Raw genomic sequence first — 14,337 nt, forward strand, 5'->3', positions numbered from 1 at the left:
AGTATAATGAAAGCCATTATATCCAACGAACGCAAAAAGTTACGGGGTGGGCACCGCAAGTGCCGCCACCGCCTGCTGCGCCACATCGATGATACCGTCTGCGCCGGGGACGAACGGTATCAGGCTCGTACCGATCCCGCCCCAGATGATCAGTACGGCCATCACGGCAATGAGTGTACTGCTCAGATTAACCCTCAGTTTCTGCGCCTCCCCCTCTCCCGGGTAAAAGTACATCATGGCAATCAGCCGGAAATAGTAATAGACCGAGATAAACGCCGTCAAAATCCCAAGCCCCGCCAGCAGCAGCTGTCCCGACTCTATCGCCCCGCTGAAGATATAGAACTTGCCCAGGAAACCGATGGTCGACGGAAAACCCGAAAGCGACAGCATGAAGACCGCCATGGTGAGCGCCAGGTAGGGGTGGCGGTCGGCGAACCCTTTGAAATCCTCGTAGGTCATCTGCCGGCGGCTTTGAGAAGCGATGGAACTCAAAACGCCGAACGCACCCACGGCACTGAGGAAATACGCGATCAGGTAGAACATGATCGCGGGCGCCGCCACCTGCGACCCCATCCCGGCCGACGTGAGGGCGATCAGCAGGTAGCCGCTGTGCACGATGCTCGATCCCGCCAGCATCCGTTTGACAGTCTGCTGCGATATCGCCAGCCACGATCCCCCGAGCAGGGTGAGCACCGTCACTGCCTGCAGGACCGGCGTCCAGACCGTTTGCACCGTCGCAAAGTCGACCAGATAGAGGCGCAACGCAATCGCGAACACGGCGATCTTGAACGTCGACGCCATGAACATCGTCACCGGGTAGGGCGCACCGTGGTACACATCGACGACCCAGGAGTGAAACGGCACCGCCCCGATTTTAAAGAGAATGGTCACGATAATAAAGGTCCCGCCGACAATCACCATCGTCTGCTCCCCTTCACCGGCGTGCTGCATGAACGCGGCAATGGCCGTCAGGTCCGTCGCGCCGACCGCCCCGTAGATCAGCGCCGTTCCCAGCATGAAGAAGACGCCGGTCATGGAACCCAGGACCAGATACTTCATCATCGCCTCGGAACTGATCAGGTTGTTTTTGTGGTACCCGACCAGGGCATAGATGCTGAGCGACGCGGTCTCCAGCGCAATAAAGGCACTGACCAGTTCGTTCGTATGGGCCAGCATCATCATCCCGAATACGCTGAAAAGGATCAGGGCGAAATACTCGCCGTTGTAGTAGCGGCGGCTGCGGAAGTAATCGGTGTTGATCAGCAGTGTCAGCATCGCCCCCGCGGTGAACATCAGATCAAACAGTCGCGCGAAATCATCCACGATAAATGCCGGTCCGAAGGTTCCCTGCCACAGCAGCCGGGGAGCGCTGCCCCCGTACTGCAACAGCCCCAGCAGGAACGAAACGGCCAGGAAGGCGACGGCGACCAGGTTGAAACGCCCCAGCCCGAAGGTTCGGGTCCGGCTCAGCAGCATCATGACGAAGGCGCCGGCAAAAATGACGGCCAGCGGCAGGGCCTGCAGCAGCATCTGCATCATCGGGCACCTCCCAACATGGCAAGCATTGCGGTGAGCTGCGGTTCGAATATCGGCGTAAAGAGCGACGGGACGATCCCGGTGACGAGCAGCAGCAGCGCCAGGGGGATCAGCATCGCCAGCTCCCGGGCATCAAGGTCCCGGCATGCACTGCTGCAGGCTCCCGCCGAACCAAAGACCGTCCGCTGCAGCATCCAGAAGACGTACAGCATGGCGGCCAGCATCGTCGTCGCCGCGAACATGCCGATAAGCGGGTCCGCTTTGAAGGCGCCGACGATGATCAGCAGCTCACCCACAAACCCGCCGGTTCCCGGAAGCCCCGCGATACTGAGAGCAAAAAAGACGAAAAAGAGGGCGAACCTCGGGGCCTGCTGCGCCAGACCGCCCAGCGCACCGATACTGATGGAACCGACGCGTTTATACAGCAGACCGATCATAATGAAGATCCCCGCCGATGAGAGGGCGTGGGTCGCAATGAAATAGAGGCTGCCGCCCCAGCCGTACAGGTTGGTGACGAAGACCCCCAGCGCAATCAGGGAGAGGTGCGACCCCGAAGCGTACGCGAACATCCTGCGCAGATCGTTCTCCGTGACCGCCCGCACCGCGAAATAGAGCATCCCGATGATCGCCAGCGCCATGATAAAGGGGGCATAGAGTTTCAGCGTCGGCTCAAACAGGCCGTACCCGAAACGCCAGATACCGTAGGCGCCGAGCTTGGCCATAATGGCCGAAAGAATCACAACCGCCGGTGTCGGCGACGAACCGTAGGCCGGGGCCATCCAGGTGTGAAAGCCCACCAGCGGAATCTTGATGGCGAATGCCAGCAGGAACCCGGCGGCCAGCCAAACGGATGTCAGCGGGGAGAACCGGAGCGTTGAAAGGTTTTCAAGGTCGAAACTCCACCCCCCCGTCGCGGCAAAGTAGCTGTACCCGAGGTAGAGGATCGCCAGCAGCATGCTCATCGACCCCATCACGGTCATCAGCACGATCTTCATCGCGTTTCGTTGACGATCGCCGCTGCCGTAGCGGCCGATCATGATGAACACCGGCAGCAGCATCGTCTCCCAGAAGAGGTAAAAGAGGATCAGGTCCAGCGAAAGAACGGCCCCGGTCACCCCGGTCTGCAGCAGCATCATGTTGTACCAGTACCCCTTGCGCTTCTCATGCCACATGTACAGGTACAGCAGCGGTATCAGAATCGCGATGAGCAGCAGCAATACCAAAGAGAGTGCATCCACTCCGACGAAATAGGCGATCCCGTAGTTGGCGATCCAGGGGAGATGGCGCATGTACTGCATCCCGCCGTCCGGATCGAAGCCCGCCGTCACGGCCAGTACGAGGGCAAGGACCCCGAGGGAAGAGAGAAGCGCGCCCAGGCGCAGCCAGCCAAGCGGCGCACGCAGCACCCCCAGCAGCAGTGCCGCCACAAAGGGCAGGAAAATGATGTCGGTCAGCACCTTCTCCATCATCGTACCTCCAGGATGCCCAGCATCGCGTACGACATCGCCGCGACCCCTGCCAGGATATAGAGGGCGTAATAGCGCACCTTGCCGTTTTGCAGGGCCGCAAACCGGCGGCCGGCAAAGCGGTACCCCCGGACATTCAAGCCGATAAAACCGTCGACGACGCGGCGGTCGACGACCGTATCCGCAAAGCGGCTCAGCCGCAACAGCGGCCGCACGAAGAGCCGGGCGTAGAGTTCATCGACATAAAACTTGCCGAGCACGGCCCGGCGCCAGGGCGTATCGGGACGCGGCGCTTCCGCCCCCGCGGCGTAGCGGCGGTAGGCCAGGGCCATGCCCCCTACCCCCATGATGACGTTCAGTGCCCCCAGCAGGTACTCCGTCCGGTGCGACAGTGCATACACCCTGTCCGGAAGCGCGGCAAAATGCGCAAAGAGGTCACTGCCGCCGTACGCTTCGTTCGCGCCCAGGAAGCCCGCGCCCGTACTCCCGAGCGCCAGCACTGCCAGCGGCCAGGTCATCGTGCGCGGCAGCGTCGCAAGCGATGCATGGGTGCCGGGGGCGTGGAAAACGATGAAAAGCATCCGGAACATGTAGAATGCCGTCAGAAAGGCCGTGAAGACGCCGATGCCCCAGAGCGTATAGTGCCCCGACGCGAAGGCCGCCGCGAGGATCGCATCCTTGCTGAAGAAACCGGCAAACGGGGGGATGCCGCTGATGGCCAGCGTCGCAATCAGCATCACGGCGTAGACGTACTTCATCTTCGCCTTCAGCCCGCCCATCTTGAAGATGTCCTGTTCATGGTGCAGCGCGATGATCACCGCCCCTGCGCCCATAAAGAGCAACGCCTTGAAAAAGGCATGGGTGAAGACATGGAACAGCCCGCTGCCGTAGGCCCCCAGCCCCACGGCGATGAACATATAACCCAGCTGCGACATCGTCGAGTAGGCGAGGATCTTCTTGATGTCACGCTGGTAGGAGGCAATCAGCGCAGCGAAGAGTGCCGACGCCGCTCCGATGACCGCGATCCCCTCCCCGATTTCGGGAATGCCGCTGTAAAGGAAGGCGAAACGCGCCACCATGTAGACCCCCGCCGTCACCATCGTCGCCGCGTGGATCAGTGCCGAAACGGGCGTCGGCCCCGCCATGGCGTCGGGCAGCCAGACGTAGAGCGGGATCTGCGCCGATTTGCCCATCGCCCCGACGAAGAGCAGCGCACCGATCAGCAGCGCGGTGCCCGGCTCCAGCATGCCGATATGCGTCCGGATGGCGTCGAAGGTATACCCCTGCCCCTCCAGGGAGACAAAGAGCAGCACGAGCCCCATGACAAAGCCGAAATCCCCGACGCGGTTGAGGATGAACGCCTTGTTCGCAGCCGTGACGTTGGCCGCATCGCGGTGATAAAAGCCGATCAGCAGGTACGACGACAGCCCCACCAGCTCCCAGCCGATGAACATCATGATCGGGTTGTCCGCCAGTACCAGCAGCAGCATGCTTCCCATAAAGAGGTTGAAAAAAGCGAAGAACTTCCCGTAACCGGGATCACCGCGCATATACCCCGCGGCATAGACGTGGATCAGCGTCCCGATCACGGTAATAAAGGCGATCATCACCGCGCCGAGCCTGTCGGCGGCAAAGGCGACGGGAATTCGGAATTCCCCCAGGGCGATCCATTCAAAGAGCGTCGAATGCAGTGCGGCGTCAGCAGGCATGGCAGCGAGCTCACTTCCCGCAAAGAGCGCCAGGACGGCAGAAATGCCCGGTGCGGCGATGCCGACAGCCGCATAGAGACGCTCCCGGGGCCGTGTCGGCGCAGCCAGGTAGAGCAGCCCCAGCACGGCGGCGGAAACGAAGGGAACCAGTACGATCAGGCTAAGCATCACGCCCCTCCTTTTCGCGCTGTGCCAGTGCGGCGAAGGCATCGCTGTCGAGGGTTTTCCGCCCCCGGTGCAGCTGGATGATGATGGCCAGGAAGAGCGCCGCCTCGGCAGCGATCACCGCGATCATCAACAGTACCATCGCCGCGCCGTCCCCGCTGCCCAGCACCCGTCCGAAGGTGGCAAGCATCAGGCTGACCGAAGTGAGCATCAGCTCCGCCGACATATAGACGACAAAGAGGTTGCGGCGGCTGACGATGCCGACCAGCCCCAGACAGAAGAGCAGCGTGGCGAGGGCGAGAAAAGGTTCGGGGCTCACGGCTGCTCCTTCCGGGCGATCACGATCGCGCCCAGCATGGCCGCCAGCAGCAGGACCGAGACGATCTCGAAGGGGAGCACCCACTGTTGAAACAGCGATGCTCCCACCGCGTGCAGGCTGCCGAACCCCTCTGCACTTTCGGCGAATCCCCGGTGCAGGTACGCCAGGGTGCGGTAGAGCAAAATGCCGAAGGGAAGGGTCAGCGCGGCACTGAACAGGATCCAGCGCAGTTTATAGGGCTCATGGGGAAGGTTCTCATCCTTCGCGTTGACCGAGACGATGACCATCAGGCTCAGCACCACGACCGCGCCGACGGCGACCATGATCTGGGCGAGAAAGAGGAAACCGTTCTCCAGCAGCGCGAACATCCCCGCCATGGCCAGCATCGCACAGAGAAAGCCGAAGGCGCCGTAGAGCGTCTGCCGCAGATACACCATCGCGACAGCCCCGCCCAGCATGATCAACGCCAACACGGTAAAGAGGCTATTTTCCAGCACGGCTGTCCTCCTCCCCGAAAGCGCCCCGGAATGAGAGCAGCCGCTCCTTCTCCAGGACGAAATCCTCCCGGTTCCGGCCCGTCAGCGAAAAGATCCCTGTATCCATCCGGATCGCGTCGCAGGGGCACGCTTCGACGCAGTAGCCGCAGAAGACGCACTCGAGCGTATCGATCGCGAAGCGCTGCGGCATCTTCTCGTCGACCCCGTCGGTGCGCTCCGTCGCCTCGATGAATATGCAGTTCGCCGGGCAGGCGGTCGCACACATAAAACAGGCGACGCAGGCGACGCTGCCGTCGGGGCGGTGGGTGAGGCGGTGTAGACCCCGGTAGCGCTCCGTGATGTCACCGGGCTGCTCCTCGGGGTACTCCAGGGCGTCCACCGCCGTGATGTCGTTGACGTTATCGAAGAAGTGGCGGAAGGTGATCTTGATCCCTTCATAGATCGCCGGCAGGTAGAAGCGGTCCTTCGTCTCCCGGCCATGGCGCGGGACGACTTTGACGTTGCGTGGCATCAGGCACCTCCTGTCACGACCAGTGCCGTAACGAATAGATTGAACAGGGCAAGCGGCAGCAGGTAGTACCACCCCAGGTACTGCACCTGGTCGAAGCGGAACCGCGGCAGCGTCCAGCGCACCAGGATGAAAAAGAGGTTGAATGCCATCAGTTTCGTCACGAAGACCGCGATCTGCAGCAAAGCGACCGCCGTCGCAACCGCCGCCGTCCCCTCTGGGAGCAGTGTAACCCAGAGCAGTGCGCCCTCGATGAGCAGCGTCATGATAATGAGCGCGCCTGTCAGTACCTTCGTCTCGAACCCGCGGCCACCGTCGGTGGAGACCGTTGGGCGTACCCGGTTGTTTTTGCGCATCCAGCGGATCACCCCGAAGACGATCAGCGGCAGCACAACCATATATCCCCAGGCGTAGTAGTCAAAATGCGTCAGCATCGACGCCGTACCGACCCACGGCAGCTGGTAACCGCCGAAAAGCATGGTGATGACCACGGCGCTGGCGGTGTTCATCGCGACATACTCCCCCATAAAGTACATCGCGAACTTCATCGCCGTATACTCGGTAAAGAAGCCCGCGACGATCTCGCTCTCCCCCTCGGCGACGCTGAAGGGGGCGCGGTTCGTCTCGGCAAAAAGCGTGATGATCAGGATCACGGCCGCCAGCGGCTGCACCAGGATGCCCCAGGCGGGCAGGAACCCCAGCACCGTGCCGCTCTGCCACTGCACCATCGCGTTGAAATCGATCGTATTGTAGGTGAGGATCAGCGCCACGACCGAGAGTCCAAGGGGCAGTTCGTAGCTCACCATCATCGACCCGGCGCGTACCGACCCCAGCAGCGCATACTTGTTGTGGCTCAGCCACCCCCCGAAGAAGATCCCGACGACGCCGACGGCGCCCACCCCCAGATACCACAATACCCCAAAATCAACCGGCAGCGGCTGGACGCGCAGCGCTTCGCCGCCGATATAGAGGGTATCCGCAAAGGGGATCACCATAAAGGCCAGCAGGGCCGCGGCAAAGGTGATGACGGGGGAGAGCATCAGCAACCAGCGCCCCGTTTTGATATGCGCCGGGTAGTACTCCTCCTTGAGCACCAGTTTGATCACGTCGGCGAAGGACTGTACGACCCCGCCCAGGCGGAAGCCGGCAATGTTCGTGCGGTTTGGCCCCAGGCGGTCCTGGATGAGCCCCGCGACGCGCCGCTCCAGCCAGACCAGTACCGGAATCATCAGCAGCGCCAGCAGCGCCCCGAGGACGAACGATCCGAGTGCGACGATGATCGCGGCCGGGCTCATAACGGCGCCTCTTCAAGCCGTTCCACCCATTCGACGGCCGACGGGATCGGACGGTTGCGGTGCACGGCCTGCGGGCAGAACTGCGCGACGCCCTGCTCGTTGACCAAGGTCCCCGCACACTCCGTAAACACCGCCAGCGGCAGGATCAGGTCGGCGTCCCGACCCACATGCGTCTGCAGTTCGATACGCATCTCGGCTTTGAATTTCGCTCCGTCGGGGTGGTTAACATTGATCAGCAGCCCCGTTTCGAGCGCATCGGGCAGCGTACGTTCGATCCCCAGTTTTTCCGCGCCGCCGAGATTAGCCGCACGGCAGGAGGAGCGGAGCCAGTCATCGCCGAAGGCGGGATCGTCGTAGCTTGCCGCCGGACAGTAGAGCGCGGCGCCGTGGCGTTCGGCGAACACCTTTACCGCCTCCATCTCTTCGCTGTAGCGGTCCGCGTCGACGAGGATCGTAACGGCACCTTTGTGACGCTTCAACGCATCACGGAAGTACTCAAGGGCCCGGACCTCATCGCACGCTTCTTTGTTCAGAAGCATATCCAAGCGGCGGTTCTCCTGCAGCGCTTCGTAGCTGAGCCGCCCCGCGTCGCAGATAAACCAGCCGTTCACTTCCCTGTTGACGCGGGGGCGGAAGCGGTAAATGCGGTCGTCCTTGTACTTCTCGCGGTTATGGTCCACCCAGATATTGCACCCCGCCGCGCAGCCGTGGCAGACCGACGGCGTCGAGGTGAGGAACCAGACCCGCTGGTGAAAACGGAAATCCTTGCTGGTTAACGCCCCCACCGGGCAGAGATCGATCACGTTCATCGCATAGGGGTTCTCAAGGCTTCTGCCCGGCATCGTGCTGACCCGGGCATGGTCGCCCCGGCCGATGATGCCCAGCTCGTGGGTCTTCGTGATCTCGGAAGTGAATCGGGTACAGCGTGCGCAGAGCACGCAGCGCTCCTGGTCGAGCATGACATTGGCGCCCAGGTCGACGTGCTTTCGGTGCGTTACCTTCTCGCGCTTTTCGATCTTCGCGTCGTGCAGGCCGTAGTCCATATAGAAATCCTGCAGCTTGCACTCCCCGGCCTGGTCACAGATGGGGCAGTCAACCGGGTGGTTGAGCAGTTCGAGCTCCAGGATATTGCGCCGAACGGCATCGATATTTTCCCCTTTGGTACGCACCGACATCCCCGCGCGTACCAGGGTATCGCAGGCGATCTGCGGCCGCTTCTGCCCCTCTATTTCCACCATGCACATCCGGCAGTTGCCATCAGGCCCCAGTGCCTCGTGGTAGCAAAAATAGGGGATCTCTATGCCGTTTTTCAGTAGAACCTCGATCAGAAGCGCATCCGCTTCCGCCGAGACCGTCCGGCCGTCTACGATGATCTCGACCCTGCTCATCCCGCCGTCCTTGCTTCGAATTCGCTCCTGAACTTCGTCAGGAAGCCGGTGATGACATCCGCGACCGCTGGGGCGAATACGCAGATCGTCTTGCCGTTCATTGTCTCCGCCAGCTCCAGCAGGGTGTCGAGATCCTTTGCGCTGCCGCGGCCCTCCAGGACCCGCTGCAGCAAAGCGTCGCTCCACCCCGTCCCTTCGCGGCAGGGGGTACACTGCCCACAGGATTCGTGGTGGTAGAACTCCAGCAGGTTCTTGAGCACTGCGACCATATCGGTCGTTTCATCCATCACGATCATTCCCCCCGTTCCCAGGGACGAACGCATCGCGCGGAGCGTTTCGTAATCCAGCGTCGCCTGCGCCGCCTCGTCGGCGGTCAACACCTTTGTCGACGCCCCACCGGGGATGACCGCCTTGAGCTTTCTGCCGCCGCGGATCCCGCCGCCGAAGTGCTCGATATACTCCAGCATCGGCGTGCCAAACTCCGCCTCGTAAACCCCGGGGCATTCGACGTGGCCGCTCATCGCAAAGAGCAGCGTGCCCGGACTCTGCTCGGTCCCGAACGCGCGGTACGCCTCCGGCCCCTCATAAACGATAAACGGTACAGTAGCAATGGTCTCGACGTTATTGACGAGGGTCGGGTTGCCGAAGTACCACTCCGGCTCTTTCTGCTTGGGCTTAAGACGCGGATGCCCCCGTTTGCCCTCCAGCGATTCGAGCATCGCCGACTTTTCGCCGCAGATATAGGCCCCGGCGCCGCGGTGGATCGTAATGTCGAGGGGATAATCGAAGCCGTCCACCGTTACGCCCAGATAGCCCGCCGCGTAAGCCTCGTCAACAGCGCCCTGCAGGATCTTCTGGAAGGAGGCATATTCACCCCGAATGTATATGTAGGCGTGGTGCGCGCCGATGGCGTAGCAGGTGAGGATGATCCCCTCGATGAGGAGATGCGGGTCTTTGGAGATGATCTGGCGGTCTTTGAAGGTGCCCGGCTCGCTCTCGTCGCAGTTGACGGCGAGGTAGGAGGGACGGGGGTCCTCCCTGGGCATCAGCTTCCATTTCGCCCCGGCCGGGGCACCCCCGCCGCCCTTCCCGCGCAACCCGCTAGCATCGACCCGCGCGACGATCACCTCCGGCCCCATCGCGAAGGCCTCTTTCAGACGCGTGTAGGCCCCGTCGGCTCTGGCGGCTTCCAGGGTGTGGCTGTTCGGTGACTCAAAGCGTCGGCTGACGATGCGTGCGTCTCTCATGCGAGCCCCTCCAGTATCCGCTCGAGTTTCTCGACGGTGAGGTTTTCATGGTTCGTCTCGTTGACCTGCAGCATCGGGCCGCAGCCGCAGGCGCCGAGGCACTCAACCTCGGAAAGGGTAAAGCGGCCGTCCCCGGTCGTTTCGCCGACCCCGATGCCAAGCCGTGCTTCGAGCGCCGCCAGGATCTCCGCCTGCCCGCAGAGCTTGCACGACAGGGTCTTGCAGACCTGGATATGATAAGTGCCGACGGGCTCGAGGTGAAACATCGTATAGAAGGTGGCGACCCGGTAGACCTCCATCGGTGCCGTCTCCGCCAGGGCCGCGACCGCCTCGAAGACGCCCGGTTTCAGCCACCCCTCCTGTTCCTGCGCCAGCCAGAGCAGCGGCAGTACCAATGCCTGGGGCTGCGGGTAGCGCTCGCGCAGTGCAGCGATCTTCTCCAAGGTCTGGTCATGAAAGGCAAAACTCATCGGTCCATCTCTCCGGCGATGATATTGAGGCTGCCCAGGGTCAAAATGGCGTCGGCGACCTGGTACCCTTCGATCATCTTCGGGTAGGCGGCCATATGCACGAAACTGGGCGGTCGCACCTTCACCTTGTAGGGCGTCCCGCTGCCGTCGCTGACGATGTAGAAGCCCAGCTCCCCATTGGCCGCCTCATAGGCGCCGTAATACTCCCCCGCGGGGACCTTGACCCCTTCGTAGATCAGCTTGAACTGGTTCATTACCCCTTCGATCGTACCGTAGACCGCCGGTTTCGGCGGCAAGACGATGCGGTGGTCGGGGATGCTGACCGGTCCGCCCGGCATCCTTTTGACCGCCTGGCGGATAATGCGCATGCTCTGGAGCATCTCTTCGAACCGTACCATAAGCCGGTCGAAAGTATCACCGACGGAGCCGACGACGACATCGAAATCGAAGCTCTCGTAGAAGTCGTAGGGTTTCGCGGCCCGTAGGTCGTAGGCGACGCCGCTGGCGCGCAGATTGGGGCCCGTAAAGCCGAAATCGACCGCCTGCTCCGCGCTGACCGGGGAGATATCCTGCAGCCGGTCCTGGAAGATGCGGTTGCGCTCCGTCATGATCAGCGTCTCCGAAATCCCCTTGTCGATCTTCTGCAGTACCGCTTCGAGCTCCGCTTTCCAGCCGTCATGCAGATCGTGCGTCATCCCGCCGACACGCATGTAGCTGTTGGTAAGGCGCGCCCCGGTCAGGCGGCTGAGGAAATCATAGGCGTCATTGCGCGGGTTGAAGAGGTACCAGTAATTCGTCTGCGCTCCCATGTCGAGCAGCCCCGCCGCCAGGCAGACGAGGTGGTCGATGACCCGGGAGAGCTCGGCGATGATTACACGGATAAAGACCCCCCGATCAGGCAGCGTCACCCCCAGCATCCCCTCTACCGTGCGGGCGAAGGCGATGTTGTTCATGATCGCCGAACAGTAGTTGAGACGGTCGGTATAGGGGATGATCTGGTTGTAGGTGTGGTTTTCGCAGCTCTTCTCGAAGCCGCGGTGCAGGTAGCCGATCTCGCTGGCGCCGGCGATGATCTTTTCGCCGTCGAGGGCGGCGAGGGTCCGGATGGTGCCGTGGCTGGCCGGGTGCGAGGGGCCCAGGTTGAGGATCATCAGTCCGTCGCGCTCCGCCTCCAGCCCCTTTGAAGCGAGCAGCGGGGCCATCTCATCCATCATGTCCTGGGTCTGGGTACAGTACTGCCCCTTGGTGATCTCGTAATCTTTGCGCAGCGGGTGGCCGACAAACTCGAGGTGGTTCAAGATACGCTTGAGGTTGGGATGCCCCTCGAAACGGACCCCGTACTGATCAAACACCTCCCGCTCGGCCCAGTCGGCGCTGGAGTAGAGCGCAACGATGCTGCGGACCGCTTCGTGCAGCGCCGGGACTTTCAGCGCCAGGGTCCGGACGAAATCGCGGTGGCGGAAGAGGTAGACCAGGTCGAAGCGCGCCCCGCCGGCACGGGGACGGTAGAGGTTGTCCACGGCGGTGATGTCGAGCAGAAACGTAAACCCGAACTCCCGCTTCAGCGCCTCGGCAACCCCGTAGAGCGATGCGGCATCGCACTGCAGCACCGGGGTGTCCCCCATGGGCGGCAGAAAATGCAAGGCATCGAACCGCGCCAGCAGCGGCCGGAAGAGATCGGGTTCAGGCATCGTCAAGCTTCCCTTTGAAGTCGGCGTTGCGCGGGGAGAGCGTCGGCTCCCGCCACAACCGCTGCTGGATCTGCATCACTGCCTCAAGAATCCCCTCCGGGCGCGGCGGGCATCCGGCCAGGTAGACATCCACCGGGACGATCTCGTCGATCCCCTGCAGGGTCGTGTAATTGTCGTAAAAACCGCCGCTGCAGGCGCAGGCCCCGACGGCGATCACCCAACGCGGTTCGGGCATCTGGTCGTAGATCTGCTTGAGGATCGGTGCCTGCTTGTAGCTGACGGTACCGGCGACGACCAGCAGGTCCGCGTGGCGGGGGGAGAAGCGCAGCACCTCCGCGCCGAAGCGGGAGATATCGTATCGGCTGGCCGCCGTCGCCATAAACTCGATGGCGCAGCAGGCCGTCCCGAAGACAAAGGGCCACAGCGACGACTGCCGCCCCCAGTTGATGACGGCGTCGACCCTCGTTGTGATCACGGCATCGCCGAGGAGGTTTTCGCTCAGATCCATCGCAGTATCCCCGCCCGGTAAACGTAAATCAGGCCGCCGGCCAGCAGGCCGATGAAAACGAACATCTCCGCCACGCCGAAAAACCCGAGGTCGCGGAGGTTGACCGCCCAGGGGAACATGAAAAGCACTTCGACATCGAAGATCAGGAAAATGATACCGACCAGGAAAAACTTGACATTGAAGACGTCGGAAGGATCCTCGACGGTCTTGCGCACGCCCCCTTCATAGGGTTCGTTTTTGCGCGGGGAGTCGCTGACGGCACCGAGATGACGCGTCAGATGAAACAGCAGCGGCAGTAGGATCACCAGCGCCGTGACCAACCCTGTTGCCAATAATAACGATCCGGACATCCTGACCTACTTTTACGACGTTATTAGCCCGCGCTTGCAGGCCTTCCACGTGTCATTGCAACTATGATAACAAAAGTTGATTATGAATCTGTTACGGGTGTGGACAAATATCGCGCAGCATCATGCCCAGGGCTTGATCTCGTTGTAAAGGCTGTCGCGCTCGACGGGGGTGAAGCCGCTCTCTTTGATCAGGTGGACGAACTCCTCGAGGTTGACGCCGTTGGCACTTTTGGCCCCAGCGGCGGAGTTGATGGACTCTTTTTCGATCGTACCATCGAGGTCGTTCGCGCCGAACTCCTGCGCCACCAGAGCGAGGTTTACCGTCGACGTCACCCAGTAGGCTTTGAGGTTGGGGACGTTATCCAGGACGATACGGCTGATCGCCATCGTCTTAAGGATCTCGTTGGCCGTGATGAACTCTTTGACGTTCAGGAAGTTGTTCTCGGACTGGTACACGAGCGGGATGAAGCAGTTGAAGCCGCCGGTCTCGTCCTGCAGATCGCGGATACGCATCATGTGGTCGATGCGGTGTTTGCGCTCCTCGACATGGCCGAAGAGCATCGTCACGTTGCTCTTTTTGCCCCGTTCGTGCCACTTGCGGTGGATCTCCAGCCACTGTTCGGAGGTCACTTTCCCCTTGCAGATATAGTCGCGGACCCCCTCGTCAAAGATCTCCGCACCGCCGCCTGGCATCGAATCGACACCGTTCTCGACCATCAGGTCGAGGATCTCGTCGTAGCTTTTGCCGTACTCCTCGGCGAGGAAGTGCACCTCCGCCGCCGTCAATGCCTTGACGTGAAGCTGCGGGTATTTCTCCTTGATCTTGCGGAAGATGTCCAGGTACCACTGCAGTCCCGTTTCGGGGTTGTGCGCGGAGACGATATGCACCTCTTTGATATCGCGTAAAACGATGTCGTCGACGATCCCGAGGATCTCTTCATGGCTCATCGTGTAGGGGTTGGGGTTTTTGCGGCTGGCGCTGTAGGCGCAGAATTTGCAGACGTCCTTGCAGACGTTGGTCGGATTGATATGACGGTTGATATTGAAGTAGGTCTTCTCGCCGTGCAGCTCGCGCCGCAGCGCATCCGCGCGTTCACCCAGGGCGAAAAGATCTTCGTCGTACAGCGCCAGCGCCTCTTCAAAGCCGACCCGGCGGTTTGCGATTTTCGTCATGCTTACTCTCTGCTT

Annotated in this window: 14 protein-coding genes; all 14 read right to left on the minus strand. The window is 61.7% G+C overall.

Annotated features, from left to right (window positions below):
• Positions 1–39: 39 nt before the first annotated feature.
• The 14 genes from WCX18_RS10810 to mqnE all read right to left on the minus strand — a co-directional run bounded on the left by WCX18_RS10810 (position 40) and on the right by mqnE (position 14,322).
• Positions 40–1,539, minus strand: coding sequence for an NADH-quinone oxidoreductase subunit N (locus WCX18_RS10810; RefSeq protein ID WP_345987680.1), 1,500 nt, complete (start codon positions 1,537–1,539; stop codon positions 40–42).
• Positions 1,536–3,005 (minus strand): NADH-quinone oxidoreductase subunit M, encoded by a 1,470-nt coding sequence (locus WCX18_RS10815; protein WP_345987683.1) that lies wholly within the window; start codon positions 3,003–3,005, stop codon positions 1,536–1,538. Before WCX18_RS10815 ends, WCX18_RS10810 begins: the two co-directional genes overlap by 4 nt.
• Positions 3,002–4,879 carry an NADH-quinone oxidoreductase subunit L gene (nuoL, locus tag WCX18_RS10820; RefSeq protein ID WP_345987686.1) on the minus strand — a complete coding sequence of 626 codons (1,878 nt, stop codon included), beginning with the start codon at positions 4,877–4,879 and terminating at the stop codon, positions 3,002–3,004. Before nuoL ends, WCX18_RS10815 begins: the two co-directional genes overlap by 4 nt.
• The gene (nuoK, locus tag WCX18_RS10825) at positions 4,872–5,195 is read right to left on the minus strand and encodes an NADH-quinone oxidoreductase subunit NuoK (RefSeq protein ID WP_345987689.1); all 324 of its coding nucleotides are present in this window, start codon (positions 5,193–5,195) and stop codon (positions 4,872–4,874) included. Before nuoK ends, nuoL begins: the two co-directional genes overlap by 8 nt.
• Positions 5,192–5,692, minus strand: coding sequence for an NADH-quinone oxidoreductase subunit J (locus tag WCX18_RS10830; protein ID WP_345987692.1), 501 nt, complete (start codon positions 5,690–5,692; stop codon positions 5,192–5,194). The genes nuoK and WCX18_RS10830 overlap by 4 nt, the downstream gene beginning before the upstream one ends.
• Positions 5,679–6,203: an NADH-quinone oxidoreductase subunit I gene (locus WCX18_RS10835; RefSeq protein WP_345987695.1), complete on the minus strand. Its 525-nt coding sequence runs from the start codon at positions 6,201–6,203 to the stop codon at positions 5,679–5,681. Before WCX18_RS10835 ends, WCX18_RS10830 begins: the two co-directional genes overlap by 14 nt.
• Positions 6,203–7,495, minus strand: coding sequence for a complex I subunit 1 family protein (locus WCX18_RS10840; RefSeq protein WP_345987697.1), 1,293 nt, complete (start codon positions 7,493–7,495; stop codon positions 6,203–6,205). Before WCX18_RS10840 ends, WCX18_RS10835 begins: the two co-directional genes overlap by 1 nt.
• Positions 7,492–8,883 (minus strand): 2Fe-2S iron-sulfur cluster-binding protein, encoded by a 1,392-nt coding sequence (locus WCX18_RS10845; protein WP_345987699.1) that lies wholly within the window; start codon positions 8,881–8,883, stop codon positions 7,492–7,494. Before WCX18_RS10845 ends, WCX18_RS10840 begins: the two co-directional genes overlap by 4 nt.
• Positions 8,880–10,130, minus strand: coding sequence for an NADH-quinone oxidoreductase subunit NuoF (gene nuoF, locus WCX18_RS10850; RefSeq protein WP_345987702.1), 1,251 nt, complete (start codon positions 10,128–10,130; stop codon positions 8,880–8,882). Before nuoF ends, WCX18_RS10845 begins: the two co-directional genes overlap by 4 nt.
• Complete coding sequence (locus tag WCX18_RS10855; protein ID WP_345987704.1) at positions 10,127–10,600, minus strand: NAD(P)H-dependent oxidoreductase subunit E; 474 nt, start codon at positions 10,598–10,600, stop codon at positions 10,127–10,129. Before WCX18_RS10855 ends, nuoF begins: the two co-directional genes overlap by 4 nt.
• Positions 10,597–12,225, minus strand: coding sequence for an NADH-quinone oxidoreductase subunit D (locus WCX18_RS10860; protein WP_345990805.1), 1,629 nt, complete (start codon positions 12,223–12,225; stop codon positions 10,597–10,599). The genes WCX18_RS10855 and WCX18_RS10860 overlap by 4 nt, the downstream gene beginning before the upstream one ends.
• Positions 12,226–12,283: 58 nt before the next feature.
• Positions 12,284–12,799 (minus strand): NADH-quinone oxidoreductase subunit NuoB, encoded by a 516-nt coding sequence (gene nuoB / locus WCX18_RS10865; protein ID WP_345987707.1) that lies wholly within the window; start codon positions 12,797–12,799, stop codon positions 12,284–12,286.
• The gene (locus tag WCX18_RS10870) at positions 12,790–13,131 is read right to left on the minus strand and encodes an NADH-quinone oxidoreductase subunit A (protein WP_345987710.1); all 342 of its coding nucleotides are present in this window, start codon (positions 13,129–13,131) and stop codon (positions 12,790–12,792) included. Before WCX18_RS10870 ends, nuoB begins: the two co-directional genes overlap by 10 nt.
• A 138-nt stretch (positions 13,132–13,269) precedes the next feature.
• Positions 13,270–14,322 (minus strand): aminofutalosine synthase MqnE, encoded by a 1,053-nt coding sequence (gene mqnE / locus WCX18_RS10875; RefSeq protein ID WP_345987713.1) that lies wholly within the window; start codon positions 14,320–14,322, stop codon positions 13,270–13,272.
• Between the last annotated feature and the right edge of the window lie 15 nt (positions 14,323–14,337).

The organism is Sulfurimonas sp. HSL1-2 (genome assembly GCF_039645565.1).
Taxonomy (GTDB): domain Bacteria; phylum Campylobacterota; class Campylobacteria; order Campylobacterales; family Sulfurimonadaceae; genus Thiomicrolovo; species Thiomicrolovo zhangzhouensis.

Bases quoted from the DNA above. Each gene is read 5' to 3' on its own strand.
- WCX18_RS10810 (WP_345987680.1), bottom strand. From the start codon at position 1,539: ATGATGCAGATGCTGCTGCAGGCCCTGCCGCTGGCCGTCATTTTTGCC.
- WCX18_RS10815 (WP_345987683.1), bottom strand. From the start codon at position 3,005: ATGATGGAGAAGGTGCTGACCGACATCATTTTCCTGCCCTTTGTGGCG.
- nuoL (WP_345987686.1), bottom strand. From the start codon at position 4,879: ATGCTTAGCCTGATCGTACTGGTTCCCTTCGTTTCCGCCGCCGTGCTG.
- WCX18_RS10835 (WP_345987695.1), bottom strand. From the start codon at position 6,203: ATGCCACGCAACGTCAAAGTCGTCCCGCGCCATGGCCGGGAGACGAAG.
- WCX18_RS10840 (WP_345987697.1), bottom strand. From the start codon at position 7,495: ATGAGCCCGGCCGCGATCATCGTCGCACTCGGATCGTTCGTCCTCGGG.
- WCX18_RS10845 (WP_345987699.1), bottom strand. From the start codon at position 8,883: ATGAGCAGGGTCGAGATCATCGTAGACGGCCGGACGGTCTCGGCGGAA.
- nuoF (WP_345987702.1), bottom strand. From the start codon at position 10,130: ATGAGAGACGCACGCATCGTCAGCCGACGCTTTGAGTCACCGAACAGC.
- WCX18_RS10855 (WP_345987704.1), bottom strand. From the start codon at position 10,600: ATGAGTTTTGCCTTTCATGACCAGACCTTGGAGAAGATCGCTGCACTG.
- WCX18_RS10860 (WP_345990805.1), bottom strand. From the start codon at position 12,225: ATGGGGGACACCCCGGTGCTGCAGTGCGATGCCGCATCGCTCTACGGG.
- nuoB (WP_345987707.1), bottom strand. From the start codon at position 12,799: ATGGATCTGAGCGAAAACCTCCTCGGCGATGCCGTGATCACAACGAGG.
- mqnE (WP_345987713.1), bottom strand. From the start codon at position 14,322: ATGACGAAAATCGCAAACCGCCGGGTCGGCTTTGAAGAGGCGCTGGCG.